The 26,892-nt window shown below is 68.9% G+C and carries 24 protein-coding genes, 1 tRNA gene and 1 rRNA gene; 9 read left to right on the top strand and 17 right to left on the bottom strand.

Translation table 11 applies throughout. The features are described from left to right. Positions 1-128: 128 nt before the first annotated feature. A complete protein-coding gene (locus tag K6T36_RS02155) occupies positions 129-1,007 on the bottom strand; it encodes a DUF4097 family beta strand repeat-containing protein (RefSeq protein WP_222922391.1) in 879 nt (292 codons plus the stop codon). 369 nt (positions 1,008-1,376) lie between these two features. Continuing rightward, positions 1,377-1,450, bottom strand: a tRNA-Tyr gene (locus K6T36_RS02150). 120 nt (positions 1,451-1,570) lie between these two features. On the opposite strand from K6T36_RS02150, the gene K6T36_RS02145 reads away from it, so the two are divergent. Both K6T36_RS02145 and K6T36_RS02140 read left to right on the top strand, forming a co-directional pair. After that, positions 1,571-2,353: a hypothetical protein gene (locus K6T36_RS02145; protein ID WP_222922390.1), complete on the top strand. Its 783-nt coding sequence runs from the start codon at positions 1,571-1,573 to the stop codon at positions 2,351-2,353. Between the two features lie 2 nt (positions 2,354-2,355). Next, complete coding sequence (locus K6T36_RS02140) at positions 2,356-2,922, top strand: cupin domain-containing protein (protein WP_222922389.1); 567 nt, start codon at positions 2,356-2,358, stop codon at positions 2,920-2,922. Between the two features lie 17 nt (positions 2,923-2,939). Here the strand turns inward: K6T36_RS02140 and K6T36_RS02135 are convergent, their stop codons facing one another. From K6T36_RS02135 to K6T36_RS02115, 5 genes are all read right to left on the bottom strand, one after another. Further along, positions 2,940-4,877 (bottom strand): DEAD/DEAH box helicase, encoded by a 1,938-nt coding sequence (locus K6T36_RS02135; RefSeq protein ID WP_222922388.1) that lies wholly within the window; start codon positions 4,875-4,877, stop codon positions 2,940-2,942. A gap of 84 nt (positions 4,878-4,961) precedes the next feature. After that, entirely contained in the window at positions 4,962-5,594 is a 633-nt protein-coding gene (locus K6T36_RS02130; RefSeq protein WP_225935162.1) for a hypothetical protein, read from the bottom strand. Between the two features lie 151 nt (positions 5,595-5,745). Continuing rightward, complete coding sequence (locus tag K6T36_RS02125) at positions 5,746-6,306, bottom strand: TATA-box-binding protein (RefSeq protein WP_222922387.1); 561 nt, start codon at positions 6,304-6,306, stop codon at positions 5,746-5,748. 77 nt (positions 6,307-6,383) lie between these two features. After that, the gene (locus K6T36_RS02120) at positions 6,384-6,674 is read right to left on the bottom strand and encodes a hypothetical protein (protein WP_222922386.1); all 291 of its coding nucleotides are present in this window, start codon (positions 6,672-6,674) and stop codon (positions 6,384-6,386) included. Positions 6,675-6,729: 55 nt separating this feature from the next. Further along, on the bottom strand, positions 6,730-6,933 hold the full coding sequence (locus K6T36_RS02115; RefSeq protein WP_222922385.1) for a hypothetical protein: 204 nt from the start codon (positions 6,931-6,933) through the stop codon (positions 6,730-6,732). Between the two features lie 96 nt (positions 6,934-7,029). On the opposite strand from K6T36_RS02115, the gene K6T36_RS02110 reads away from it, so the two are divergent. Next, a complete protein-coding gene (locus tag K6T36_RS02110) occupies positions 7,030-7,923 on the top strand; it encodes a hypothetical protein (RefSeq protein ID WP_222922384.1) in 894 nt (297 codons plus the stop codon). 38 nt (positions 7,924-7,961) lie between these two features. Here the strand turns inward: K6T36_RS02110 and K6T36_RS02105 are convergent, their stop codons facing one another. The 4 genes from K6T36_RS02105 to K6T36_RS02090 form a co-directional block, all read right to left on the bottom strand. Then, positions 7,962-8,324 carry a DUF8124 family protein gene (locus K6T36_RS02105; protein ID WP_222922383.1) on the bottom strand — a complete coding sequence of 121 codons (363 nt, stop codon included), beginning with the start codon at positions 8,322-8,324 and terminating at the stop codon, positions 7,962-7,964. Between the two features lie 80 nt (positions 8,325-8,404). Next, positions 8,405-8,707 carry a DUF7967 family protein gene (locus tag K6T36_RS02100; RefSeq protein WP_222922382.1) on the bottom strand — a complete coding sequence of 101 codons (303 nt, stop codon included), beginning with the start codon at positions 8,705-8,707 and terminating at the stop codon, positions 8,405-8,407. A gap of 313 nt (positions 8,708-9,020) precedes the next feature. Further along, entirely contained in the window at positions 9,021-10,496 is a 1,476-nt protein-coding gene (locus tag K6T36_RS02095) for an MATE family efflux transporter (protein WP_222922381.1), read from the bottom strand. Next, positions 10,493-11,257, bottom strand: coding sequence for a TetR/AcrR family transcriptional regulator (locus K6T36_RS02090; protein ID WP_222922380.1), 765 nt, complete (start codon positions 11,255-11,257; stop codon positions 10,493-10,495). The genes K6T36_RS02095 and K6T36_RS02090 overlap by 4 nt, the downstream gene beginning before the upstream one ends. A 288-nt stretch (positions 11,258-11,545) precedes the next feature. Here K6T36_RS02090 and K6T36_RS02085 point away from each other — a divergent pair, with 288 nt between their 5' ends. Next, a complete protein-coding gene (locus K6T36_RS02085) occupies positions 11,546-12,859 on the top strand; it encodes a phosphoribosylamine--glycine ligase (RefSeq protein ID WP_222922379.1) in 1,314 nt (437 codons plus the stop codon). Between the two features lie 141 nt (positions 12,860-13,000). On the opposite strand, the gene K6T36_RS02080 is transcribed toward K6T36_RS02085, so the two are convergent. From K6T36_RS02080 to K6T36_RS02065, 4 genes are all read right to left on the bottom strand, one after another. Further along, entirely contained in the window at positions 13,001-13,195 is a 195-nt protein-coding gene (locus K6T36_RS02080; protein ID WP_222922378.1) for a hypothetical protein, read from the bottom strand. A gap of 134 nt (positions 13,196-13,329) precedes the next feature. Beyond that, a complete protein-coding gene (locus K6T36_RS02075) occupies positions 13,330-14,058 on the bottom strand; it encodes an energy-coupling factor transporter transmembrane component T family protein (RefSeq protein ID WP_222922377.1) in 729 nt (242 codons plus the stop codon). Beyond that, the gene (locus K6T36_RS02070) at positions 14,052-14,855 is read right to left on the bottom strand and encodes an energy-coupling factor ABC transporter ATP-binding protein (RefSeq protein WP_222922376.1); all 804 of its coding nucleotides are present in this window, start codon (positions 14,853-14,855) and stop codon (positions 14,052-14,054) included. Before K6T36_RS02070 ends, K6T36_RS02075 begins: the two co-directional genes overlap by 7 nt. 9 nt (positions 14,856-14,864) lie before the next feature. Further along, on the bottom strand, positions 14,865-15,446 hold the full coding sequence (locus K6T36_RS02065) for a biotin transporter BioY (protein WP_222922375.1): 582 nt from the start codon (positions 15,444-15,446) through the stop codon (positions 14,865-14,867). Positions 15,447-15,628: 182 nt separating this feature from the next. Between K6T36_RS02065 and K6T36_RS02060 the strand changes: the two genes are divergently transcribed. After that, entirely contained in the window at positions 15,629-16,609 is a 981-nt protein-coding gene (locus K6T36_RS02060; protein WP_222922374.1) for an ArsR/SmtB family transcription factor, read from the top strand. A gap of 54 nt (positions 16,610-16,663) precedes the next feature. Here the strand turns inward: K6T36_RS02060 and K6T36_RS02055 are convergent, their stop codons facing one another. After that, positions 16,664-17,452 (bottom strand): N-acyl homoserine lactonase family protein, encoded by a 789-nt coding sequence (locus tag K6T36_RS02055; protein WP_222922373.1) that lies wholly within the window; start codon positions 17,450-17,452, stop codon positions 16,664-16,666. A gap of 297 nt (positions 17,453-17,749) precedes the next feature. On the opposite strand from K6T36_RS02055, the gene K6T36_RS02050 reads away from it, so the two are divergent. The 3 genes from K6T36_RS02050 (at position 17,750) to K6T36_RS02040 (ending at position 23,049) form a co-directional block, all read left to right on the top strand. Further along, a complete protein-coding gene (locus K6T36_RS02050; RefSeq protein ID WP_222922372.1) occupies positions 17,750-18,424 on the top strand; it encodes a DUF7504 family protein in 675 nt (224 codons plus the stop codon). Positions 18,425-18,607: 183 nt separating this feature from the next. Further along, positions 18,608-20,572, top strand: a complete 1,965-nt coding sequence (locus K6T36_RS02045) for a helix-turn-helix transcriptional regulator (protein ID WP_222922371.1) — start codon at positions 18,608-18,610, stop codon at positions 20,570-20,572. 1,187 nt (positions 20,573-21,759) lie between these two features. Beyond that, entirely contained in the window at positions 21,760-23,049 is a 1,290-nt protein-coding gene (locus tag K6T36_RS02040) for a Cdc6/Cdc18 family protein (protein ID WP_222607808.1), read from the top strand. 163 nt (positions 23,050-23,212) lie between these two features. On the opposite strand, the gene K6T36_RS02035 is transcribed toward K6T36_RS02040, so the two are convergent. Further along, positions 23,213-24,784, bottom strand: a complete 1,572-nt coding sequence (locus K6T36_RS02035; RefSeq protein WP_222922370.1) for an HTTM domain-containing protein — start codon at positions 24,782-24,784, stop codon at positions 23,213-23,215. Between the two features lie 326 nt (positions 24,785-25,110). Here K6T36_RS02035 and K6T36_RS02030 point away from each other — a divergent pair. Further along, a 16S ribosomal RNA gene (locus K6T36_RS02030) occupies positions 25,111-26,582 on the top strand. Positions 26,583-26,892: the final 310 nt, after the last annotated feature.

The raw sequence follows: 26,892 nt of genomic DNA, 5'->3' as shown, positions 1-26,892 counted from the left end.
CTCGTCGACCCGGTGGTTCGCCGTGTCGATCGCGACGTGATGCGGCTCGCCGTCGGGGAACCGATCGAAAACGAGGGGGAGGGCCGAATCGGGGGACCGTGTTCAGCGGGGATTCAGTTCGGCGCGGGTCAGTTCAGCGGGGAGACTGACGCGTCGCCGGTACGGGTCTCGACTGCGAGGGAGGGGCCGCCCTCGCCGAGCGTGCCGGTCACGAGCTCGTCGGTCCGGGTCGCCTCCGACAGCGACACCCCGTCGACCGACACGTCGCCGGTGCTGGTAGCGACCCGCAGGTCGGCGTCGACGTTCCCGCCGACCGCGACCGCGACATCGCCGGTTCGCGACTCGACCCGGACGTCGCCGTCGAGGTCGGGGACGTCGGCGGTCACGTCGCCGGTCTGGGTCCGCGCGCCACGGATCGCGTCAGGATCGGCCACCGTCACGTCGCCGGTCGACGCCGCCGCCCGAACCGACCCCGAGACGCCGCGGAGGCGGACGTCACCGGTGTCCGTCTCGGCGTCCACGTCGCCGTCGACGCCGTCGACGGAGACGTCGCCGACGGAACTCCGGACGGCCGACACCGGGAGCGATCGGGGCAACGTCACGTCGAGCGACATCGACGGGCGACCGCCGAAGAACTCCGTGTCCCCGGTGAACTCCGAACGGAGGACGAGGTCGCCCCCCGACCGTTCGACCCGGAAGGCGAGATCCGAGAGGTCGGCCGTGACGCTGCTCGCCTGTTTCGTGATCCGCACGACGACGTCGTCGCGCGCTTCGGCACGAAGCGTCACGTCGCCCAGGTCGGTTCGGGCGACGAGCCGTTCGGCTCCGTCGACGGCGACCGTCTCGTCGCGCTCGGTTCGCTTGCCGACGAACGGCGTCGCGCCGCTGCAGCCGGCGATCGATGCCAGGAGGGCCGTTGCGCCGCCCGCGAGGACGCGGCGACGCGTGAGATCTCGGCTCACGCTCTCGCGTTCGACAGCCCACCCCTTCAAGCGGTGACGAACCATGTCGGCTCGACAACTCGTGGAAACGGTTATATATGATCGTGGTCGGCGGTCGGGAGCGACGTGCCGCGAGAAGTCCGGGTTCCCCGATTTGAATACGCCGAGACGGTTCGGGCATGCGGCCGCTCCGCTCGCCGTTCCGGACTGCGACTCGTCTCTTCAAATCGGCTCACTGATCGGCTGCGTTGCTGCCGGCTCTCTCACTTCGTTCGCTCGCGACGGCAGCAACAGAAGTCCGGGTTCCCCGATTTGAACTCCTGAAGACGTGCTCGCTCCGCTGCGCGCGTCTTCCGTGCTCAAATCGGTTCACGGATCGGCTTCGTCGCCGCCGGCTCGGTCGCTCCGCTCCCTCGCCGTGGCGGCGACAGAAAGTCCGGGTTCCCCGATTTGAACGGGGGGCAAGCCGATCTACAGTCGGCTGCTCTACCAGGCTGAGCTAAACCCGGATACATCAACAGATACCCGCCGATTCGGACTTAAGGGTTCTCATTCGACCCCACTACGTCACGCCGAGCCACGGCCCCGTCGGGGGGTTTATCGCACGCGACGTGGACAGCGCGGATGTCATGGGCGACGACGCGAGCCGACAGACGACGTTCGGCGCCGACGGGGAACTCTCCGATCGCGACCCGGACGCCGACGACACGAACGACTTCGGCGAACCGATGGATGCCGACGAGACGTTGGGCGGCTACAACCGGTATGCGGTGTCGAGCCTGCTGCAGAAGGCGGTCCGCCGCTCCGACGAGGAGGTCGCCGCGTGGGCCGCCTGGGAACTGGCCCGTTCGGGGTTCGCGTGGAACCTCTGGGAGCGCCTCCACCTGTACGTCGTCGAGGACCTCCGTGCCGGCCAGGAGGTCGCGCTGCTGGTCGAACGCTACGAGACGCTCGCGACCGACCGCTGGGACCCCGCCGAGTGGCGCGGCCGACTGTGTGCGATCCACGCCGCGCTGGCGTGCGCACGCGCGAGCTCCTCCCGGGAGGCGCCGAACGCCGACGAGTTCTTCCGCAACGCCGCCGCCGAGCGCGCCGAGGCGCGCGAAACGGGCGGCGAGCCGCAGGTTGACTTCCCGGTCGGCGAGTTCGAGCCCGGCGGCGAGTACGACGTGGTGTTCGACAAGCACACGGGGGAGGGAAGTCGACTCGGGCGCGGCGACGAGTTCTTCAAGACGCACGGCGCCCGCGTCGGCCCGAAGGGGGAGGACGAGCAAAGCGCCCGCTGGCAGCGGCTCAACATGGCTCTGCACGACGTGGACTTCTCGGGCGCGCAGGTGGCCCACGCGGTCGACCCCGTCGACGCCGATGACAAGTGGGGGGAACCGGCGTTCGACGACGGAGAGGACGAGTAGCCGTGGAGCACGCTACGTTTCGCGACGGCGGCGACGGCGAGGAGCGAGGAACGGTCCGGCTCGGCGACGCGCTCGGGACCGAACACGTCGCGATCAACCGCTACCGGATCGCTCCCGGCGACGGGTTCCCGAGCGGACTCCACGCACACGCCGATCAGGAGGAGGTGTTCGTCGTCGTCGCCGGTGTGGCGACGTTCGAGACGCTCGAGGGGGACGTTCGGGTCGAGGCCGGCGAGGCGATCCGGTTCGCACCCGGCGAGTTCCAGACCGGCCACAACGACGGCGACGGCGACGACGACCTCGTCGCGTTCGCGCTCGGCTCGCCCCGCGACAGCGACGACGTGCGCGTCCCGGCGACGTGCCCCGACTGCGGGGCGGACTCGCTCCGTCTCCACACCGACGGCGACCTGACGTTCGCGTGTCCAGCCTGCGAGGCGGAACACACGCCCGCGCCGTGTCCGGACTGCGGGAGAGACGACCTCGGGTTCACGACAGATGGGGCGAACGACCCGGTCGTCGAGTGCGGCGACTGTGGGGCGCGGTTCGACGACGCGCCGCTGGAACGATAGGACGGCGACGGCGGCGGCTACTCGACGGTCCGCTCGTGGACGCGGATCCCCTTCTCCGCGAGGTGGTTCATCTGCCGCTGTGCGAAGTCCTCCTCGCTGGTCCCCCGGGTCGCGAGCACGTACACGAGCGCCGATCCCGCGGGACGCATCGTCCGCCCTGCACGCTGTGCGCCCTGCCGGCGACTCCCCCCGAGCCCGGATGCGACGACGGCCAGCTCCGCGTTCGGGAGGTCGATCCCCTCGTCGGCGATCCGCGAGACGACGAGCGTCCGGCGCTCGCCCTGCCGGAACTCCTCGAAGAGTCGTTGTCGGACGTGGTGGCGCGTCTCCCCGGAGACGAACGGGACGCCCAACTCGGCCGCGAGCGCCTCGCCCTGGTCGAGGTAGTCGACGAACACGAGCGCCCTCGCGTCGCCGTGACGCTCGCGCAGGCGACGCACCTCGTCGGCCTTCGCCGGGTTGCGTGCGGCGGCCATGTGGCGCTGGCGGCCGTCGGCGCTGGCCCACTCGTTTTCGGCCTCGTCGTCGCGCCACGGGACGTACCGGATCTCGACTTCCGGCTCCTGGACGAACCCGGCGTCGAACAGCGCGCCCCAGTCGGTGCCGATGGGCGGGCCGATGAGCGTGAAGATCTCCTCCTCGTTGTCGTCCTCCCGTATCGGCGTCGCCGACAGGCCGAGGCGATGTTTGCTCTGGAGGTCCGCGGCCCGCCGGAACACCGGGGCGGGAATGTGGTGTGCTTCGTCCGTGATCACGAGCCCCCACTCGCGGGAGTCGAACAGCGAGCGGTGGCGGTCCATTCCAGCGGTCTGATAGGTGGCGATCGTCACCGGCGCGATCTCCTTTTCGCCGCCGTGGTACTCGCCGATATCGGCGTCGTCGAGGTCGGTGTGAGCGAGGATCTCGGAACGCCACTGTCCGGCGAGTTCCCGGGACGGGACGAGGATAAGCGTCTCGCCGCCGACCGCCTCCAGGGCGCCCAGCGCGGCGACGGTCTTGCCCGACCCCGGCGGCGCGACGAACACGCCCGCCCGCTGCTCGGTGAAGCGGTCGACCCAGTCCGTCTGGTACGCGCGGAGGTCCGCCTCTAGCGTCACGTCGAGGGGGTCGCCCGATTCGAGATCGCGCTCGTCGATGACGGGGTAGCCAGCATCGTAGAGGACGCGTTTCACGCGGCCGATCTCTTCGTCGTTCACCCACGATTCGGTGTCCGAGAGTTCCGCCTGTAACACGGACTCGTCGAGCTTCTGGCGGGCGACGTTGCCCATCAGTTCCTCGCGGTCGGCCTCCAGCACGACGTAACCGTCCTCGTGGGTGCGAAGGCGGAACTGCCGCGCGCGCTTCCACTGGTTTTCCGCCCACTCCTCCAGATGCGGCGAGCGCCGCGGCAGCACCGACCGCATCCGCGCGAGCAACTCGGCGAACTCCTCGAACGGTGCCGCCCAGATGTCCTCCTGGCGGATCTCGTAGAGGTAGCCGCGGGTGCCGGGTTCGGTCCCGGTCGAGTCGACGAGGTGGGCGAAGTCCGCGAGCATCGCACGGGTGTACTGTGTGGGCTGGTCCACCACGATCTGCCGGCGCGTCGGGAACATGACCACCCGCTCGCGCTCGGCCAGGTCGCCCCAGCTACTCGGGTAGTACACCACTGGGTCCGACTCCACGTCGACGCGCTCGACGGACCCTTCCTCGGCGAGCGCGTCGAGGTGATCGCGCGCCGCCGCCTGCGTGCGGTCGGTCTCGCGTGCGACCCCCGAAGCTGTGAGCACCGGGCGCCCCGCCGCCTCGACGGCGTCGTAGAAGCCGTCGATCGTGAGGTCGGCGGGGGCCTCGTCGGCGACACCGTCGTCGACGACGTCTTCGTTCGCGTCGACGCCGTCGTCGTCGTTCACGTTGACGCCGTCGCCGTCCTCGCCGACGCCGCCGCCCGCGGGCGGCTCGTCGCCGTCGTCAGTCATTGCTCGCGGTACGTCGCCGGCGCGTAAAGGAACCGCGCTCGGCGGCCGGGTCCGGCGAACGTTGAGAAGCGGTGTCCCCCGCGGTCAGCGCGCGCCGCAGGGAAGCTCGCACAGTTCGCGCTTCGAGCGGAAGCGCGCGCCGCAGTCGACACAGTCGACGTGTCCGTCGCCGGCGCCGGTGCGGACGCGGTGGCCCCCGACCGTGAACGGACGGGTGACGACGCGCGGCCGGATCCGCCCGGGGATCTGCCGCTCCTTGTGTTCCGAGAGGTCCGCGCGCAGCCGGATCGTGTTGACGTCGGCCTCGTCCCAGCGGTCGGACGCGACCGCGGCCTCCCAGTCGGCGATCTCCGTCCAGCCGGTGACCAGCACCGGGGAGGGCGTCTCCGTGTCGCCGACGACGATCACGAAGCGAACGCCGTCGCGGACGAGCGCGAACCGCCAGCCGTCGGAGGTGTTCCAGCGGAGCTGGCCGTTCCTGATCGCCTCGCCCGCCACTGGGAGGGTGATGTAGCGACCCTGCTGGCGCAGGCGGCGTCGGAAGTGGTCCGTCTGCGCGTACCGTCCGGGGTCGCGTTCGGGCGGCGCGGAAACGTCACGCGCCCGTTCGGGTGTGTCGGGCGAGCGGGTGCGTGCCCGGGTGTTCGTGGACGAGCCGCCGCGACCGGTGTGCGCCGACGCCGTGGGAGCGTCGGCGGCGCCCTGTCGGGAAGCCACTATGTCGGGCAATGTGCCCTCCGAGTATATACTTATTTCCCCGACAACACGGCGTTCGGACGGCGATCGGGTCGCGGACCGAACGGTAGGCGGTCGCTACCGTGGCCACGGGGAATCGTGGGAGGGAGGGCCTACCTGTGGAGGGGAGGGCCTACCCGAGGAGGCCGAGCGCCTCGATGCGGTCGACGATCTCCTCGACCGCCTCCTCGGCGTCGTCGGTGCGTTTGCCGCCAGTGATGACGATCTTCCCCGAGCCGAACAGGAGGATCACCACGTCGGGCTCGTCCATCCGGTAGACGAGGCCCGGGAACTGCTCCGGCTCGTACTCCACGTCCTCCAGCCCGAGCCCGATCGCGAGGGCGTTGAGGTTGAGCTGGTGGCCCAGGTCGGCCGACGAGACGATGTTCTGGACAGTGATGTCCGGGTCGTCCTCGACCGGGATCTTCAGCCCGCGGAGCTTCTCGAAGATGATCCCGAGGGCGTCGTGCACGTCGTCGATGCTCTTGGCGCCCGTGCAGACGATCTTCCCGGAGCGGAAGATGAGGGCGGCCGCCTTCGGCTCCTGCGTTCGGTACACCAGCCCGGGGAAGTTGTCCGGGTTGAAGTCCGCGCCCGGGAGGTCCTCGGCCAGGGCTTCGAGGTCGAGCTCCTGCCCGATCCCCGTCGATGCTACAACGTTCTGAATCTCGATGGATTCTGCCGGGTCCGTCATGCGTCGTCGTTCCTCTGCGTTCCTTTATAAACCGCGGGGTTATAAAGCCGGGTGTCTCCGCGGTCGCCGCCCCCCGGTCACCGCTCGCTCGGGGGGTCGTTCGCCGACCCGTCCGATCCCCCACGTTCGGCGAGCAGCCGCCGGACCGATGCCGTCCCGCATTCGGCGAGCGACGCGGCGGACGAGGGCGACACGTCGAACCGCTCGCAGGCGACGACGGCGCCGACCACCGCCGGCGGAGCGTCCGCGTCGCCGCCGTCGAACGGACGTGGCTCGGTCGCCGCCTCGAATGACGACGCGGCCGAGGGGCCATTCTCCGGTCCCGAACGGAGTCCGATCCACGCGCCGAGCACCACCGAGAGCGTCATCGACGGCGCGTCCGAGGATGTCCCAGCCCGGGTTCGCGACGCCGGGGCGGGTTCGCTATCGCGGCCGGAGGCGTCCCCAAGCCGACCGAGTCCCGAATCGCGGTCGGAGCGTCGCCCTCGGACCGGTTTCAAGCGCGCCGACGAGCGCCAGCGCGTCACGCGACTCGCCGACCGTCAGCGCGTGCTCGACGGCGGCGTTCTGCACGGCCTCGAACGGCCGGTTCGGGTCGCGTTCGCCCGCGGTATGCTCCTCGCTCATTGCCCGTGTACGTGGACGAGTTCGACGGTGTACGACATCACTTCCGATATCTGTCCCAGTAAATTTATGTCTGGTGCGTGTGCCGTTGATACTGTTATGTCCGGGGAGGTACTCGAGCGATCGGTCGGCGCGATCCACGCCGACGGGGCGTCGCTCGCGAGGGCAGCCGCCGCCGCCGGCGGGGTCCATCTCGCCTTGCTCGCCGACCGGTCGGTCGACGAGTGGCACCACGCCGTCGAGGCGGCTGGACCGTCCTCGCCCTCCCGTTCGTACCTCGTCGGCGTCGACGAGACGGTCCGCGGCGACGCGGTCGCCACCTCTCCGGCGTCCGGCGGTCGGCCGATCGGCGGCGGTGTCGTCGTCGATACCGTCGAGGCCCCGCTTCCCGATCCGGTCGAGTACCTTCACACCGCGTTGACCGACCTCGACGACGATCTGGACGCCGGCGGAACGGTCGTCGTCGACGACATCGGCGCACTCGTTCCGGAGGGCGCGGATGTCAACGCGACCGTCTCGGAGCTCGTCGACGTGGCCGCGTCCACCGGCGTACAGTTCCACACGACGGCGGCCGCCCACGACCGCGGTGTCGACGCCGACGACCGATCCGATGCCGTCCTCTCGGCGCTCTCGCGGCGGCTCCCGGCCGCAGCAGGCGACGCGGAGCGTGCGATCACCGAGCGCCTGATCGCCCACCTCCGCCGCAGCGACCCGACCAACTTCGGGTACCTGCGGCAGCACTGGCGCGAGGCGCGCCGGGGGCTGACCGCGGTGGAGATGAGCTATCCGCAGTCGAAGCAGATCCACGCGAGCATCCCCGACCCGGAGACGACCCCCCGAACGCTGGGCGCGGCGCTGCAGGGACTCGTCACCCTCGGCGCGCTCGACGTCTGGGGCGACACCGTCGCGGCGAACCGCTACGACCTCACCCGGTACGACCCCGCCCGTGTCGACGCGATCGGCTCGTCCCTGGACGCGCTGGACGACGGCTGAGCGCGCCCCCCGGCTGGCTCGGCCTCGCGCACCCGGAACTATTCGTCCGGCGGTGCGAGCGAGCGATCGACCACGTCGCCGCCGGGTCGCATCGTCACCGTTCCGAGCGTCGCCGTCTCCCCCTCGGCTGTCGTCCGCGCGACCGCACGCAGCGTCGCCCGCTGGTCGAGGGTGTCCCACGTCACCCGCTCGATCAGCCGCTGGAACTCGTCCGGATCGCTCCACCCCGAGTCGATGGCCGACGGGACGTGGACGACGAACTGAAACTCCTCGCTCGTCACGTGGATGCCGACGCCGAACGTGTCGCCGTCGGCGCTCCCCCCGTCGGAACCCTCACTTCCCTCGCCGTCGGACGCGGTCTCGGCGTCGGCCGCCGTCGCGTCGGGCCCGTCGTCGCTCATTGCGCCCCGATACTCGTCGAGCGCGCAAGAGTCCGTCGGGCCCTGGATGGCCGCCTCTCGCCCCACGAGTCGTTCGGCACTCAGACGTGTTCGTCCGGGTCGTGATCGGCGGCCATTCTCGTCGCCTCCGCTGCGTAGCGCTCGCGCTCCCCCTCGTCGGTCGTTCCGAGTTCGTCCGCGGGAACGAGCAGCGAGACGGGCGTCTCGCGCTCGTCGTCGAAGCTCGTCAACGCGCGCTCCTTCCGGAAGTAGTGTTCGCCGGTCTCGTCGGCGTACACGAGGATGACGATGTTCAACTCGTCGTCGCCGTAGGTTCGTTCCACGAGCCAGACGCGGACGGTATCGTCTCCGTCGACGGCTCCGTCGTCGAGGTCGGTGCTCACGTCCGAAACGTCGTCGCGGCCGGACAAAAACGGCCCGTCGACTCCCGGAGCCGGGGATCCGGCCGTCCGTTCGACTCCGGTTCGACTCCGTCGAACGGAACGGGGTCGGTGTCCGATCGGGGGGACGACGCGAACGTTCATATCCGATACCGGGACCAGGCCCGACATCACCTGAATCCGGCCGCGGGGCGCACGCGGGTGCGCGACGCCTCGTCCCGCGGATCGCGACGGCGTCGCCTGTCAGCACTACGTGAAGTCGAGTAGGTACACCCACGGACCGAACGGGAGCGGAGGCGCCGTCAGTTGTGCTCGATCAGTCGTCGGTCGGCGAGAGGGCGGCGTCGGAGGGTTCGTCGTCCTCGTCGCCGACGGGGACCTCCCCGCGTGGGTCGGCGTCGCGCCAGGTGCCGCGTCGGTACCAGAGGTACGCGATGACGGCGCCGGCGGCGTTCGAGACGGCGAAGGACATCCAGATCCCCGTCGAGTCGAACGCGGGCAGGGGCAGCCCGAGGATGTCCGGGCGTGCGAGCCCCAGCGCCACCGGGAGACGGATGAACCCGAGCATGAGGATCGAGATGGCGGCGGCGGTCATCGTCTTGCCGGCGCCCCGGAAGCTCCCGGTGTAGGCGCGCATCACGCCGATGAACCCGAACGTCGGCGCGACCCACCGCAGGAAGTCGGCGGTCACCGCGACGACGGCCGGGTCGTCGGTGAACACCGCGGCGATGGGACGCGCGCCGAGGATCACCACGATCCCGAGCGTACCGAGGATCGCGAACATCGTCTTGGCGGCGATCCCGGCGGCCGTCGCGGCGCGGTCGGGCTTGTCGGCGCCGATGTTCTGCCCCGTCATCGTCTCCACGCCGCGAGCGACGGCGATCGCGGGGAGGAAGATGACCGAGAACACCCGCACGCCGATCCCGTACCCGGCGACGACGGTCGTCGGGAACAGCCCGACGATGACGAGCATCAGGTTCACCGACAGCGACCGGCCGGTCCCCTCGATCGAGGCGGGAACGCCGATCCGGACGATCTTCCGCGCGTACGAGAGGTTGGGGACCATCTCGCGGGGGGTGATCTGCACGCCGCGCGTGCCACGGAGCATGATCGCCATGCCGACGACGAACGCCAGCGCCCGCGAGAAGATCGTCGCGTAGGCGGCGCCTTCGACGCCGAGTTCCGGGAAGATCCACCACCCGAAGATGAGGAACGGGTCGATGACGATGTTCACGACCACCGTGAGCAGCATCACCAGCATCGGCGTGATCGTGTCTCCGTAGCCGCGCATGAGCGCGGTGAACACGAAGAAGCCGAACATGAACACCAGCCCCGAGGAGATGACCCGCATGTACTCCGTCGCGAGCGGGAGCACGTCGGGGGACGCGCCGAGCAGCCCGAGCAGATCGCCGACGACGAAGTAGCCGAGGCCGCCGAGGATCAGCGAGACGATGATCGCGAACGAGACGGTCTGTGAGGCGGCGTACTTCGCCTCCGCCTCCTCGCCAGCCCCGATGTGTTGGGCCACGAGCACCGAGCCCGCGACGGTGACCCCCATCCCGAGCGAGAACAGGAGGAACACCATCGGGAACGCGAACGAGATCGCCGCCAGCGCTTCGGTGCTGTATCGGCCGAGCCACAGCGTGTCCGCGAGGTTGTACGCCGTCTGGAGGAGGTTGGTGACGACGATGGGCAACGAGAGGTAAAACAGCGGCTTCCCGATGCTGCCGTCGGTGAGATCGAACTCGTCTCGACCCTTGAACACGGACGAGAGCCGATCGCGGGCGCTCATTCGAGCGTCACCTCGTCGCCGTCGTCGCCATCGTAGCCACTGTCGGCGTCGTCCTCGGCGCCCTCGATGCCCGCGTCGCCGGCGACGGTCCCGTCGTCCGCGTCCTCGTCGGAGATGTCACCGCCGGAGGCGGCCAGCGCGGGTGCATCGGGCGGCTCCGCGCTGACGGGAACGGTCGCGTCCTCGACGAGCATGTCGAGGAGGTCGTCGATCAGGTGCTCGCGCATCGTCACCACGTCCGCGCCGATGGCGGCCGCGCGGGTCCACGTCCCGTGGATGTAGGTGAGGACGTGCTCCGCGACCTCCTCGGGGGCGGTCTCCTCGTCGTACTGTCCGGCGTCGATCGCCTCCCGGACGAGGTCGGCGATCTCTGTGCGCAGATCGGCGTCGAAGCGACGGAGTATCTCCCGATAGCCGTCGCGATACGGCGCCTGCGCCTTGATCTCCATGAACGCCGTGTTGAACTGTTGGTCGGATTCGTCGTCCACCGGGTCCAGCACGCGGCGAACCAGCGCCACCAACTTCGTCACCGGAGACCCGTCCGGATGGTCCGCGATCTTCTCCGCGAACCCCTCGTGGAGGTACGCGAGGAACTCCCGGAACAGGTCGTCCTTGCCGTCGAAGTGGTAGTGGAGGGCGGCCTTGCTCTTGTCCGTCTCGTCGGCGATGTCCTGCATGGTGAGGTCGGCGTACCCGTGCGTACACAGCGCGCGGTACGTCGCCTCCATGAACACCGTCTGCGTGTCTCGCTCCTGACTCATCGGTGGTTCGGGGTGCGGCGCACGGGTGTGCCGTGGCGGTCCGCGAGGACCGATCGCCGCGTCTATCCCAACTAACTGGCCAGTCAGTCAAAAAGTGTTCGGCTTCGGAACGGTCCGGGATGCGGTGCCGTCACAGGGGAGTGGATCGGTCGGCTCCGTTCCTCGTCGGCGGCGTTCGCGCTGGGCAGTCTCCTCGCCGGTAGCGCACCTCGGTTGGGACCGTCGACAGCGTGTCGCCGCCGCCCGGATCGTCGCCGGGTATAATTCCGTCCGTGCCGTCGTCCCCTCATGGATCGGCACAACTTCCTGTTCGTCTCCGCCGACGCCGCGCTGATCACCGACCTCGCGTGGCAAGTCCACGAGGAAGGTCACGACGTGCGGTACTACATCGAGGCGGAGCGCGACGGGGAGATCGGCGACGGGTTCGTTCCCAAGACCGACGACTGGCGCGCGGAGGTCGAGTGGGCCGACGTGATCGTCTTCGACGACATCTGGGTCGGGTCCGATATCGGAACCGGCGAACTGGCGCAGGAACTCCGTGAGCGAGGGAAGGCCGTCGTCGGGGGGACGTCCGCGACCGACCGTCTCGAGGAGGACCGCGGGTACGCGATGGAGGTCCTGGAGGAGCACGGCGTGGACACCATCGAACACCACGTGTTCCACGACTTCGACGAGGCCATCCGGCACGTCCAGTCGAACCCGGCGCCGTACGTGATCAAACCGCTCGGGGAGGTTCAGAACGTCAAACGGCTCCTCTACGTCGGCAACGAGGACGACGGCAGCGACGTCGTCGACGTGCTCCGCGCCTACAAGAAGGCCTGGGGCCACCGGATGAAGGGATTTCAGCTCCAGCGGAAGGTCGAGGGAGTCGAGGTCGCGATCTGCGGGTTCTTCGACGGCAACGGGTTCGTCGACCGCGTCAACTTCAATTTCGAGCACAAGAAGCTGTTCCCGGGGAACATCGGTCCCTCGACCGGCGAGATGGGAACGTCGATGTTCTGGGCCGGCCAGAACAGGCTGTTCGAGGAGACGCTCGGCAAGCTGGAGGACTGGCTCGCCGAGGAGGGGTACGTCGGAAGTATCGACATCAACTGCATCGTGAACGAGAACGGCATCTACCCGCTGGAGTTCACGCCCCGGTTCGGCTACCCGACGATCGCGTTGCAGGAGGAGTCGTTCGAGTCCCCGACTGGGCAGTTCTTCTTCGATCTCGCCCACGGAAACGATCCCGGACTGGACGTCCACAACGGCTACCAGATCGGCGTCCGCATCGTCCTGCCGCCGTTCCCGTTCGACGACGAGACGACCTACGACGAGAACTCCCGGAACGCGGCCGTCGTGTTCGACACGGAGAGTCGCGACGGCATCCACCTGGAGGACACGAAGCGGGTGGACGGACAGTGGCGCGTCGCGGGCGACAGCGGGATGCCCCTCGTCGTGACGGGCAAGGGCGAGACGATGGGGGCCGCTCGCGAGCAGGCGTACGGGCGCATCGACGACATCGTGATCCCGAACCTGTACTACCGCGACGACATCGGCGAGCGGTGGGTCGACGGCGACGGCGACCGACTCCAGGCGTGGGGGTACCTCGGGCCGGCGTGAGTGTCGGGCGACGCGCTCGAGGAGACCGTCGCCGCGGGGTCGCGGTCGCTGTCGGACGAGGAGGTAGCCCGACTCGCCGAGGCCGGCGAGTGACGTGGCGGTCGCGGTCGAACGGCGTCTCCGTGGCCGGTGCGTCCCGACTCAGGCCGTGCGCCACGACCGCAGATCCATGACGACGACGGCGGAGACGACCGCGAGCGCGACGAGCGCGCCGGCGGTCACCGCCACGCTCGGCGCGAACACGAGCCCGTAGATGAGCATCAACAGCGCCGTCGCGGCGACGACCATCACGACCAGGTAGCGGATCAGCCAGTCCTCAGCCTCGCGCTCACTCATTGTTGTACGGAGATTGCTTCTCGATCCGGTAAAAGCGCGTCGGCATGCTCGCGTCGGTCGGGCGGGGCGCGGCCTCCAGCTGTGACCGCGCCGCCGCGGCCGCGGGGACGCATCGGCTCCGAGACCACGGCGCGCTACCACGCCGCCGCCGCGACCGCCGGCCACGCGGCCCACGCCGCGAGCGCGAGCGCGAGCGTCAGCGCCGCCGCGTCGTCGCGGCCGAACGTCGACGCCGGCGGGGTCGGGTTCCACGAGAGACACCGCGCGCGGAGCGCGACGGCCAGCCGGTCGGTGCGTGAGAGGGCCCGGTTCAGCCCCGCGGTCGCGACGATCCGGATCCGCTCCCGGAGCGGCCGCTCGTTGCCGAGACGGGCGGCCATCGCCTCGCGCGTCCGGGCGAGGTCCGCCTGCAACACCGGGAGGAAGCGGAACACGAGTCCGACACCCAGCCCGAGGAGCCGTCCCGGCTTGCCGGGCACGAGGCGCGCGACGGCGGCCTCCGACTCGCGGACGGGCGTCGTCCGGACGTACGCCGCGACCAGCGCGAGCAGCAGCAGCGTCCGGTAGGCCGCGAGCGTCGGGCCGACCGCAGCGGCAGGATCGATCCATGGCGCCGTGAGCTGTAGCGATTCGATCGCGGGGGCGGCCGCCAGAAACGGGAGCACGCCGCGGTATTCCGTGAACACGACGCCGGGCGGCGTCGCCGAAAGCGCCAGCAACCCGAGCGCGAGCGCGGTGAGCGCCGCCAGCCCGACCGGATCGGTGTAGGCGAACGCCGCCCCCGCGAACGTCGCCTGCAGGAGCAGCTTGCTGCGCGCGTCGAGCCGGTGGCCGACCGAGTCGCCCGGCTCGTACGTCAGCATCGCTCGAGCAGACGGGCGGGGCGGTCGGGTCGACGGACCGGGAGGTCGTCGAGCGCCTCGACGGCCGTCGCCGGGGGCGCGTCCACCGCGACCGCGCCGTCGTCGAGCACGACGAGCCGGTCGGCCGGGTCGAGCACGTCGCGCAGGTCGTGGGTCACGAGGACGATCCCGGTGCCGTCGCGGTTGAGTTCGACGAGGTGCGCGAGGACGGACTCGCGGGCCGGCTCGTCGAACCCGGTGAACGGCTCGTCGAGGACGAGATGGCTCGGCTCCATCGCGAGCGCGCCGGCGACGGCGGCACGCTCCTGTTCGCCCCCCGAGAGCCGGTCGATCCGTTCGCCGCCGCGGCCGGCCATGTTCACCGCCGCCAGCGCGCGCTCGACCCGCCGGTCGATCTCCTCGCGGGGGAGGCCGAGGTTCTCAGGGCCGAACGCCACGTCGCGGGCGACCGTCGCGGCGACGAAGCAGTCGCGCGGCTCCTGGAACACCATCCCGACGCGCGTCCGGGCGGCGACGAGGTCGTCGCCGACGGGCTCGCCGTCGACGAGCACCTCGCCCTCGTCGGGGTCGAGCAGGCCGTTGAAGTGCCGTACGAGCGTCGACTTGCCGGAGCCGTTGGCGCCCGCGAGCACGAGGAACTCGCCGTCCGGAATCTGCAGCGACACGTCGCGGACGGCGGTCGCTCCGGCGCGGCCGTCGTCATCGTCGCCGTCGCGCTCGCCAACCGGGCCCCCGTCCGGGTCCTCGTCCGGGTCGCCGTTCCCGTACCGGTGCGTGAGGTCGCGAACCTCGATCACGGCTCGGCGTTACCGCGCGACGACGGCGTCGCTGCGGACGATCGCCACCGTCGCCGCCGCCTTGATCGCCTCCGCGGGGACGAACGGAACCGCCGCCGCCAGCACCGCGGTCACGAGGGTCACGTCGCCGACGAGCGCGTAGCCGAGGGTTCCGAACGCGTAGATCACGAGCGTTCCGACCGTCATCGACCCGACGAGGCGACCGAGGCTGACCGACCCCGGGTCGACCAGGTCGCCCGCGCCGTGGACGCCCGCGCCGACGACGGCGGCGGCGAACGGGTACGACCACAGGTAGCCGCCCCACTGCCCGAACAGCGACCCGAGGCCGGCGGACCCGTACGCGAACACCGGTGCGCCCACCGCCCCCGCGACGACGTAGATGACCATCGACGCGGCGCCCCAGACCGGTCCGAGGAACACCCCGGCGAGGAACACGCCCAACACCTGCAGGGTGAACGGCACCGAGGTCACCGGAAGCTGAAACGACACGTACGCGAACACGCCGGTCAGCGCCGCGAACAACGCGGCGCGTGCCACGTTGGCGGCGACCTCCTCGCCGACGAGATCGACGTCCTCCGTTGCGGTACTCATGTGGCAGCTCGTAAACCAAGGGGGCTGTTAGACTTTACGGGATGGGTCGGGTGACCCTCGGTGCTCGTCTGACTCGTCGAGCGTCGAACGGCGGTTCTCGGTCCCGTCGTCCGGCCGTCGCAGGTACCTCGAAGCCTCACGCCGGGGGCACGCTTATGGCCGCGGACCGCCGACCTCCGGGCATGTCGGACGACGCCACCCTCGGCGACGTTCCCGACTCCGCCGCCGAGGGAGAGACGTACGATGTCGTCCGGGAGGACCGGCAGTCGCCCGAGGACTCGTTCGCGGTCGTCGGCAACGAGACGCGACTGGCGATCCTTCGCGTGCTCCACGAACGAGTCGCTGTCGCCGATCGCACCGAGTACACCGTCCCGTTCACCGAGCTTCGAGAGGCGGTCGGCGAGGCCGACAGCGGGAAGTTCAGCTACCACCTCAACCAACTGCTCGGGGAGTTCGTCGAGAAGCGACCCGAGGGATACGCCATCCGGTATCCCGGCACGGAACTCGTCCGAACGGTGAAAAGCGGCGCCGTCGCCCCGACCGAGTCCGCCGTTTCCGAACCGACCACCGCGTCGTGTTACCTGTGTGGAGCGCCGGTGAGCGTGGCGTACACGAACGGGTACGTCTCGGCACAGTGCACCGAGTGTCCGGGCGCGCTCGGGTTCGATCACATGCCGGAGGGGACGCTGAGCTCGATACCCGTTCCCGGCGGCGCCGTCGGCGACGACATCGACGCGGCGCCGGAGGCGCTCCTGGACCGCGTTCACGGCCGGTTTTGCCACCGCGCTCGGACGTTCGGCGACGGGAGCTGTCCGCGCTGTGGCGGCCCGGCCGAGTCAGGCCTCCGCGAGTGCCCCGATCACGACCCGAGCGAGGGTCCGTGCGCCGAGTGCGGCACGAGCATGCCCGCGACCGTCAGAGTGACCTGCGAGGTGTGCTCGGAGGGGGGAATCTCTCCCCCTGCGTGCATGGTCACCCATCGCGCGCCGTTCCGCGAGGCGCTGGCGGGGGCCGGTATCGACGACCTCGGATACGACGCCTTCGCCCTCTCGGCTGGGTGGCCCATGCGCGTCGTCGACGGCGACGAGCCGGCCGTCGAGTACGACCTTGCCGCCGGGCGGGTTCGGGTGGTCGTGGACGGCGACATCCGGATCCTCCGGTAGCGGAACGGGACGAACGCCGACGGCGCGGCGGTCTTACACCGCGGCCGTGGTCGGTCAGTAGCGCGCCGCGAGCGTCTCGAACCTCTCGAGGTCGTGGCCGTACAGCACGTCCGCGTCGGTTCGCCGCTCCAACTCGCGGAGCGTCTCCAAGCTCTCGCGCCAGTCCCGCTCGCTCCACAGCAGGCCCGGCCCCAGCGGCGCGCCCTCTGCGTAGTTGGCGTCGACGTAACACTCGTCGCCGGCGACGAGGAGGGTCCCCTCAGGGGTCTCGATCCGGGCCCCGAGGAGCCCCGGGGTGTGTCCCGGAAGGTGGAGCAGCTCGAACCCCTCGGCGAGCGTGTGGCGGTGGCGGTGGACCACGCGCCAGTTCAGGTCGCCGTCGAAGTCGGCGGCGAGGTACGCGATCGACCCTTCGTCGGTGTGGGCCGAGTAGAAGGCGAACCCGAGTTCGTCGCGATGGACGTACACCGGGGTGCCGGTGCCCGCGAACGCGTCGAGTTCGCCCGCGTGATCGAGGTGGAGGTGGCTCATCACCACCGCGTCGATGTCGGCGAGGTCGTACCCCGAGTCGGCGAGATCTCCCTCCAGGGAGTGCTCGCTCGCGTCGTGTGCCTCGAAGGCGCCGTACAGCGGGTCGGGCCAGTACTCCGCGGCGTCGGTCGGCACGCCCGTGTCCCACAGGTACGTCCGGCCGCCGGCCTCGACGACGGCGTTCCAGACGACGAACTCGACGCGGGTGTGTTCCGGCTCCGGTTCCGCCGCGCTGGCCATCGACGCGCCGTCGACCACGTACGCCCGGTCCGCGCGGACCCGCCCGCGGTCGACGAGGGTCACCTCCGGCATGGGTGCCGAATGGGTCGCCGGGTGCTTGAACGTACGCGTCGTGCGCTCGGAGCGTCGCGTTGTGAGGCGCCGAATACCGTACGACAACGTCCGGCTACCGTGCTACCAGGTTCCGGCTACCGTGTTGCAACAGTCCGGAGCGAACCGTTTCGCTCCGTTGCATGGTTCGATCAGGCCCGGCGCTCGACCGGTCCGAGCGTCAGCGTGCAACGAAGTGAAACGGACGCGTAAGTACGGTGAAACACCCCGAAACGACCGTTGGGGGTTTTATTGTTCCCTCCCATCGGAGCGGTTGCCATGTCAGGAACGCCGTCGCGAGCGGGGCACGGTCCGACGCGCCCGGTCGAGGGCCCGTCGGACGCAGACGCGCTCGTCCTCGCCGCACCGTCCGCCATCGGGGGCCACTGCCCGTGCTCGAGAGAGGCACACGACGGGACGGCCGCGGCGACGGGGACGAGCGGGTTCCTTCGCGTGGCGTTCACCCGGGGCGGGCTGTCGCCGCCGGGGGAGTGGGTTCGCGCGGCTGGCGACGGCGCCGGCGTGCGCGTGGTCGATTCGACTCCGTGCTCTGTCGGCTCCGGCGAATCGGGCGAACGTGAGGGTGAGGAGGGGGTGGTCACCGTCACCGCGTCCGGGCCCGCGAACCTCACCGACGTGGGCGTGCGGGTCACCGACGCGCTCGACGACATGGACGCGACCGCCGGCGACACCGGCGGGGGATCGGGCGGACCGGTGTGTTGTCTCGGATCGTTGACGGCGCTGTTGCAGTACGTCGACGATCGGGAAGCGTACCGGTTCGTGAACGCCGTTACGGCCCGCGTGGCGTCGCTCGGGGGAACGACGCACGCACACATCGAACCGGCGGCACACGACCGGCGAACCATCGACACGATGGCGTCGCTGTTCGATGTCGTCGCCGAGCCGTCGTCGGCCGGAGACGGCCTGGATGTCGTCAGGAGCCGGCGACGGTAAGGAATCGAAGGTCTGATGATCGGATACTGGTAGTTTCTACGATAACCGACGTATGAGGACGTGATCGAAACGATACGATAGCGGACCGTTTCGGACTGTTTCGGATCGTTTCGGACAGTTTCATTCCGTGAGACGCGGCGAGAAAGCGTTAAGCCCCTCCCGGAGAAGCCCGCAACGAGGGGGATGTGCGCGAGACAAACTGACGGCCCCGTGACCCCGGCGCTGGCTGCGGTTGTCGTCGTGGTCGCGGTTCTGGGCGGCACACTCGTCGGCGCCACCGCGTTCGCCGGCGGGGGAGCGGCCGCGGTCACCGGCGCCGGAGCGGCGGACGCGCGTCCGGCGGGGGAGGTCGCGATCGCCGAGAGCGGCTTCGCCGACGGCGACGTGGTCCTCGAACGCGACGGAACTGCATACCTGTGGTACGACGAGCCCGCCCGGTTCACGCTGTTGCTCGAAACCGGTCAGGGAGACGACGAGGGCTACTACGAGGCGTGCCTCCGGTCCCGCGGCGACGACGGTGGCGTCCGCGAGATCGCCTGCGAGTCGCTCGTCCTCTCGGGCGGCTCCACCACGGAGGTCACCTTCCGCGTCGATTCGTGGGCGGCCGGCGGGACCGGCGGCCGAACGATCGAGGCAGTGGTCACCCCCGACACGCTCGATGCCGAAGTGGCCGCGAACGCGACCCACGACGTCTCGGTGATCCGGAAGGGAGCCGACCCGGACGGCGACGGGGCGACGACCCGTCGCGAGATCGCCGCGGGAACCGACTTCGACGACCCCGACACCGACGACGACGGCCTCGTCGACGGCTTAGAGCTCGACACCTACGACACCGACCCGCTCGTCGCGGACACCGACGGCGACGGCCTCGACGACGGGACGGAGATCCACGAGACGCGGACCGATCCGACGGCGACCGACACGGACGGCGACGGCCTCTCCGACGCCCGCGAGGTCGAGGAGACGGGGACGAACCCGACGAAGGTCGACACCGACGGCGACGGCCTTTCCGATGGCCGCGAGGTGCGCGTTCACGAGACGGATCCGACGGAGGTCGACACGGACGGCGACGGGCTCGTCGACGGCGCGGAGGTGAACGAGCACGACACGAACCCGACGGACCCCGACACCGACGACGACGGCCTCTCGGACGCCCACGAGGTCCACGGAACCGGGACGGACCCCAACTCCGCCGACACGGACGGCGACGGCCTCGACGACGGCCGCGAGGTGCACGACCTCCGAACGGACCCGACCGAGGTCGACACCGACGGCGACGGACTGCACGACGGCGCGGAGGTGTCCGAGCACGGGACCGACCCGCTCGTGGTCGACACCGACGGCGACGGCCTCTCCGACGGCGAGGAGGTGAACCGATTCGGAACCGACCCGCTCGCGGCCGACTCCGACGGCGACGGCGTTCCGGACGCCCGGGAGGTCGACGAGGGACCGATGTCGCCGTGGGTCGTCGGGGTCGGAACGTCGTTCGCGGTCCTCGTGGCGGCCCTCGGCGCGCTCGTGCTCGCGTGGACAGCGCGTGATCGCTGGCTGCCCCTCGTCCCGGCCCGCGTTCGCGAGTCCGTTCGAACGTCGGGGGCGCTCGACCGCGTCGGATCGGCTGTTCCGGCGGCCCGCGTCGACGCCGCGGTTCGAGCGATCCGGGACGCCGGCCGTCGGCTGCGCTCGGCGGCCGTGGCCGCGCGTGCGGCCGCGGCCGACCCCGATTCGTCGCCCTCGAGCGCGACGGAGGTCGACGGGGGACACGCGGTCGCCGACGGACACGACGGCGCCCACGGCGACGACGGGGAGCCCGACGACCCGGATGCTGTCGCCGGCGACGGCACCCCATCCGTGGCGGGGACGGGCTCGAACGACGCCGGCGGTGCGGATCGGCCCGCCGACGTACACGACCCTCCGGCGCTCACACCGGAGGAGGAGGTGGAGTCGGTGCTGGCGGCCAACGGCGGCCGCCTCAAGCAGTCTGAGATCGTCGAACGAACCGGATGGTCGAAATCGAAGGTGAGTCGCACGCTGTCGCGGATGGACGAGGCCGGGACCATCGAGAAGACGACGATCGGCCGCGGGAACGTCATATCCCTACCCGAGCACACCCCCGACGGGGCCCGTTCGCCGTTCGACGACGGGTGATCGGACCGGTCGCGTCAGTCGCTTCGGTACGCTTCTCCGAGAGGGAGGACCCTCGGGATCCGTTCGGACGGTCCTGATCGGCCGAACTCCGTCGTGACTCGACGGTATCGCGGTCGGTCAGTTCTCGCGGCCGATGACTCCGCCGGAAGCACTCGAAACCCGGTGTGAAGGGGTTGGACGAGACGGTGTGTGTGACCGTGGACGGACCGTCGTCGATGCGGACGGTCGGTACGCCGACGACTCGGTCGCTCGGCCCCCGCCTGTGAAGCACTTGCAAAGTGGTGTGGTCGAGTCGGCTACCCTCTGACACCAGTTTTCGTGTGCTTTTCCGACGAGGGAGCGGGGTGGGGTCGAGGCGGGACGCTCTCGCGTATAATATATCGGTATCGATCCTAGCTAGAAGAAGAAGACGGTACCGAGCGTACGCCGGAAATTCGGTGTACTCCGGCACCGACTTATGATCTCGAAGCAACAGGATCCGGCCATTTATATACAGTAGTTCAAACGGAGCGACCCTGTCGGGGTCAAGCCGACGTCCGTTCACCCAAGCACTCGAAATCCGGTGTGAGGGAGGTCGACGGGACGGACGGGCGACTGTCGCGGATCCGCCGTCGTCTCACGGCGCGTTCGATGCTCGTACTCCCACGGTTGCCGCCTGAGTCCACGATCCTGGAGGGTTCCACTGCGCCGTCGGGGCGTTCGAGTGGGAGAAGCACATGAAATCCGGTGTCGCGCCGGCCGGGTGGCGAGGGATCCGTCACGCCCCCGCGGCACCGACCCGAAAGCACTCGAAAACCGGTGTGTGTTCTCGTCGTTTGTCCTCGGCGAACCTCCGACTGCTCGGCGAATCCCTCCGACCGCCCGGTGAATGCCTCCGACTGCCCGGCTGATACCCTCGACCGATGTCCTCGTGCGTTCACACCTCATCGGATCGCACGAACTGACGCGGATCGCTCGTCACCGGGCCGGGCTGCGCGTCGCCGGAGCACTCGAACCGCCGGTGTTCTCTAACCGCCGGAGCACTCGAAAACCGGTGCTGATTCCGGTGTCCCCGGGCGCAACACTCGCAGTCACCCGCAGTCACTCGCAGAGCACTCGCAACCCCCCGGTGTAACACTCGAAAGCACGCGAAAGCACTCGAACTTCCACACCCTTATCACTCGGGTGGCCGCAGAGGCTGGTGCGACATGGGGTCGAGTTCGATATTCGAGGACGACGTGGAGATCATCCGTAACGCGGATCTCTTCACAGAGGAGCACACCCCGGCGGAGATCCTCTGCCGTGACGACGTGATGCAGGACTACGTGAACGCCCTGAAACCCGTCTACAAGGGGAGACCTCCGAGAAACGCCTTCCTCTACGGCGACACCGGCGTCGGGAAGACGGCGGCGACGAAGTACCTCCTCCAGGAACTCGACGCCGACATCGACTCGCGCAACGCCGACGCGCCCGGCGACGAGCGGGGGTTCACCTACGTTCGCGTCAACTGCCAGAACCTCGCGCCGGCCGACGGGACCGCCTCCTCGTATCAGGTCGCCATCGCGCTGGTGAACGAGCTGCGCGACGGCGAGACCGTCTCGTCGACCGGGTACGCCGCGCGTGAGGTGTACGAGATGTTGTACGACGAGCTCGACGCGATCGGCGGCACCGTCCTCATCGTCCTCGACGAGGTCGACCGCGTCGGCGAGTCCGACACGCTCCTGTACGACCTCCCGCGTGCGCGTGACATCGGGTACGTAGAGAACACACGGATCGGGCTCATCGGGATCTCCAACGACTACACGTTCCGCTCGAACCTCTCGCCGAAGGTCCGCGATACGCTGTGTGAGACGGAGATCAAGTTCCCCGCCTACACCGCCGCCGAGCTGGAGGAGATCATCGAGGCGCGCGCCGAGCGGGCGCTTCACCCCGACACCTACGGGAAGGAGGTGCTCTCGCTGTGTGCCGCCCTCGCGGTCCGGAACTCCTCGGGCAGCGCCCGCCGCGCGATGGACCTGCTCAAACAGGCCGCCGAACAGGCGGAAAACGAGGGGCACGTCCCAATCGAGCCGGACGATGTCTACGCGGCCAAGGAGGAACTCGACTACGGCGACATGGTCGAGTCCGTCGCCGACCAGGACCAACACAAGCAGCTCATCCTCTCGGCGGTCGCGCGCCTCGACGCCGACGGTCGCACGCCGGTGCGGACGAAGGCGATCCACGCCGCCTACCGCCGCCTCGCGCAGGCCGCGGGCGACGACCCGCTGAGCCAACGGGGGATGTACAACCACCTCACCCGACTCGACATGCTCGGGTTCCTCCACTCGTATCAGAACAACGAGGGCCTCCGCGGCGGCCAGTACAACACCTACGAGCTCTCGGAGGCGCTCACCGTCGAACAGGTCCGGGACGCGATCGCCGAGTCGGAACTCCCCCTCGACGGGGTCTCGCTCGACATCGAACGGATCCTCCGCGACGCCGGCCTCGTCGACACCTGAGATATTCCGCGAGCCGATCCGGTTCCCCGCCGCCGGCGACACCGGTTTTCGAGTGCTCCCCTGGACCGTCATCCCGGTCGAGCCGACCTCAAACCTTCCGGCTTGACGGCTCTGACCCCTGTATCCCGCATCTACGCCCGTCAACTGTGATCTCCGGTTCGAATCAACACGCGTGCGTTCGAACGCGCGACTCACGGATCGGCTCCGTCCCGTTCGATCGGGTCGGCTGGGACATCACGTGGACGGTGATCGCCTCGACGTGTGTCCGGTGGTTTGCGTTCCACCGCGTACACAGCGCCGACGCGAACCGTTCCCGAAGCGCGTCGTCGTCGCTCCAGCGGACGACCTCCAGGTACTTCCGCCAGCGCGCGCTGGGATAGGCGCCCTTCGGTCGTTCCGACGGCCGCAGGTTCGGATCGCCCCCGTGGATCGCGTCCACCGTCTCGCCGGATCCCGTCGTGCCGACGGCGACGTACCACACGTCCTCGATCGGTGGCGACGGCGCGAACATGTCCCACCTCGTCTCCCTGGGGGTCACCTCGACCGCGTCCGTCTCGGGTACGTCGACGTACCCCAACGCGGCGGCGTTCCAGATCACAACGACGAGCAACAGCACCGCCGCGACGCCGCGGCCCGTCCTTCGGAGGGCCGCCGTGAGCGGCTCGCGATCGACGAGCCGGGACGTGATGGCTCCACAGCGCTCACCCTCGGCCGGGTTCCGGCTCTGGAGAACCCTGCGCAACGCAGCCGGAGCGGACCCGAGATCCACGAGAGCCGTTCGAACACTTGCACCGAATCGGCGTGCTATCAGAGGCGTTCGGCCCGCCCGTGTCGCCGAGATGGTCCGAACGGTTCGGTTCCACCGCTTCTCGACCGAGTCCCACACCCCCGGAGGGAGATACGGGAGCAACGCCGCGAGGCTGACGAACGGGAACAGTCCGACACCGAGCGTGAGCGCCATCCCAGCGTGCGCGGCAGCGAACGCGCCGACGAGGGCCGTTCGCCTTCGGCCGGTGGTGACGACGAGCAGCGGGGAACAGCACAACAGTACGATCCACGTGAGTCCCAGCCCCGAAAGCAGCTCCGGGTACGCCGCGAGCCGGTCCCCGAGGAGGACGGTCAGCGAGTCGATGCTGAACACCATCGGTACGGCCCGCCCGCTCGGCCACGCATCACCCCTGAGCTTGATCACCGCGTTGATCACGTACAGGACCACGGGCTGCACCAACAGGCCGATAGCCGCCGGGTGTCGGCATCGCGTTCGATCCTCGAGTAGCAGCCCGGACCCCAGCGGGAGGAAGAGACACCATAGAAGCGTCCGTCGAAGCAGCGAGTCGCCGCCGTTCAACACGAGCGGGTTCCGCGCGTGAAGCGAGACGAGGAGGATCAGCGAACAGATCGCGGCCGCCTTGGTCCGGTAGCCGAGCGCGAGCGCCAGCGCGGCGATCCCGGCGGCGACGAACAGGAGTCCGACCCACCATTCGCCCCCAAACAGGGTGTACACCGAGAAGTTCGCCGTGATCGGGTATCGGGCGAACAGCGCCGACCGCGGGAGCGCGCCCGAATCCGCGTAGAAGAACGCCAGCGACCGCGCGCGCAACAGGAGGTCCGTGAGCAACAGCGTCCCCAACGCGACCCGGAGGGCGACAAGCGCTCGCCGGTCGACGAAGAGCCTGCGTGCGAGTGCAGCCTGGAGGTCGCGACGGAGAGACGCGAGATACGTTCGGAGGGCCACGAGTCCGTGATTCGTTCATCGAGTTGAATAGTTTGTGACGAGCGCCCCGTCGAAACCGCACACCGTCGGGGCGATAGCGTGATATCCGTACCCACGTGGTGCAGTACCTCGCCGACCGCGAGACGACGGGCTTATACGTACCACTGCCATTCGATGTGATGTGAAGCGCGCCGCGGTCGGCGCGGCGTCACGCTATGAGGATTCCGCCCCTGCGGTCCGCCGCAAGACGGTATCTGATGTGAGCCCCGATAGTTCGGTGACATCTGGTCGGTTCCACGATGTCGCCACGATATGACCCGCCACCCCCTCCCCTCGCGGGGAGGAACATTCCGGTTGATCCTGCCGGAGGTCATTGCTATCGGAGTCCGATTTAGCCATGCTAGTCGCACGGGGTTAGACCCGTGGCGGAAAGCTCAGTAACACGTGGCCAATCTGCCCTACAGATCGCGATATCCTCGGGAAACTGAGGTCAATAGCGAATACGGTCCCATGCTTTGAACAGCCGGGACCGGAAACGCTCCGGCGCTGTAGGATGAGGCTGCGGCCGATTAGGTAGACGGTGGGGTAACGGCCCACCGTGCCGATAATCGGTACGGGTTGTGAGAGCAAGAACCCGGAGACGGAATCTGAGACAAGATTCCGGGCCCTACGGGGCGCAGCAGGCGCGAAACCTTTACACTGCACGACAGTGCGATAGGGGGACTCCGAGTGCGGAGGCATAGTGCCTTCGCTTTTGTGCACCCTAAGGCGGTGCACGAATAAGAGCTGGGCAAGACCGGTGCCAGCCGCCGCGGTAACACCGGCAGCTCGAGTGATGACCGATCTTATTGGGCCTAAAGCGTTCGTAGCCGGCCGGGCAAGTTCGTCGGGAAATCTACCAGCTCAACTGGTAGGCGTCCGGCGAAAACTGCTCGGCTTGGGACAGGGAGACTCAAGGGGTACGTCCGGGGTAGGAGTGAAATCCCGTAATCCTGGACGGACCACCGATGGCGAAAGCACCTTGAGAGAACTGATCCGACGGTCAGGAACGAAAGCTGGGGTCTCGAACCGGATTAGATACCCGGGTAGTCCCAGCTGTAAACGATGTTCGCTAGGTGCGACGCAGACTACGAGTCTGTGTTGTGCCGTAGGGAAGCCGAGAAGCGAACCGCCTGGGAAGTACGTCCGCAAGGATGAAACTTAAAGGAATTGGCGGGGGAGCACTACAACCGGAGGAGCCTGCGGTTTAATTGGACTCAACGCCGGACATCTCACCAGCTCCGACTGTAGGAATGAATCTCAGTGTGATGAGCTTGGAAGACCTACAGAGAGGAGGTGCATGGCCGCCGTCAGCTCGTACCGTGAGGCGTCCTGTTAAGTCAGGCAACGAGCGAGACCCGCGCTCCTAATTGCCAGCATGGCCCTTGTGGCTGATGGGTACATTAGGAGGACTGCCGCCGCCAAGGCGGAGGAAGGAACGGGCAACGGTAGGTCAGTATGCCCCGAATGAGCTGGGCTACACGCGGGCTACAATGGTCGGGACAATGGGTTCCTACCCCGAGAGGGGACGGTAATCTCAGAAACCCGGTCGTAGTTCGGATTGTGGGCTGAAACTCGCCCACATGAAGCTGGATTCGGTAGTAATCGCGTGTCACAAGCGCGCGGTGAATACGTCCCTGCTCCTTGCACACACCGCCCGTCAAAGCACCCGAGTGAGGTCCGGATGAGGCCTGGGTTGCCAGGTCGAATCTGGGCTTCGCAAGGGGGCTTAAGTCGTAACAAGGTAGCCGTAGGGGAATCTGCGGCTGGATCACCTCCACAGAACGGGACCAGGCCGACGCGCCTGGCCCACCTTAGAGGTCTTCGTGGCGCTCGTGGATGCGACCAGACACCTTCGAACTATCGGGGCTCGCCTTCAGACCTCGTTGGTACCTCGACAGGGTTCGATTCCCTGTAGGTCACTCTCGTACCGCGATTCGAACCGTGCCCCTTAAGTGTGGCACGGGGAGATGAACTGGTACACACGATCGATGCACCATTCCGTGAGAACGGGAATGGGAAGGGTCGATGTACGCTCGCGTGCCACCCACGCGACGTGCGATGACGACCGTATGTACGTGCAATCCAGA

Source organism: Halobaculum roseum (assembly GCF_019880245.1).
Classification (GTDB): Archaea; Halobacteriota; Halobacteria; order Halobacteriales; family Haloferacaceae; genus Halobaculum; species Halobaculum roseum.
This window is presented reverse-complemented; position numbering and strand designations above follow the sequence as displayed.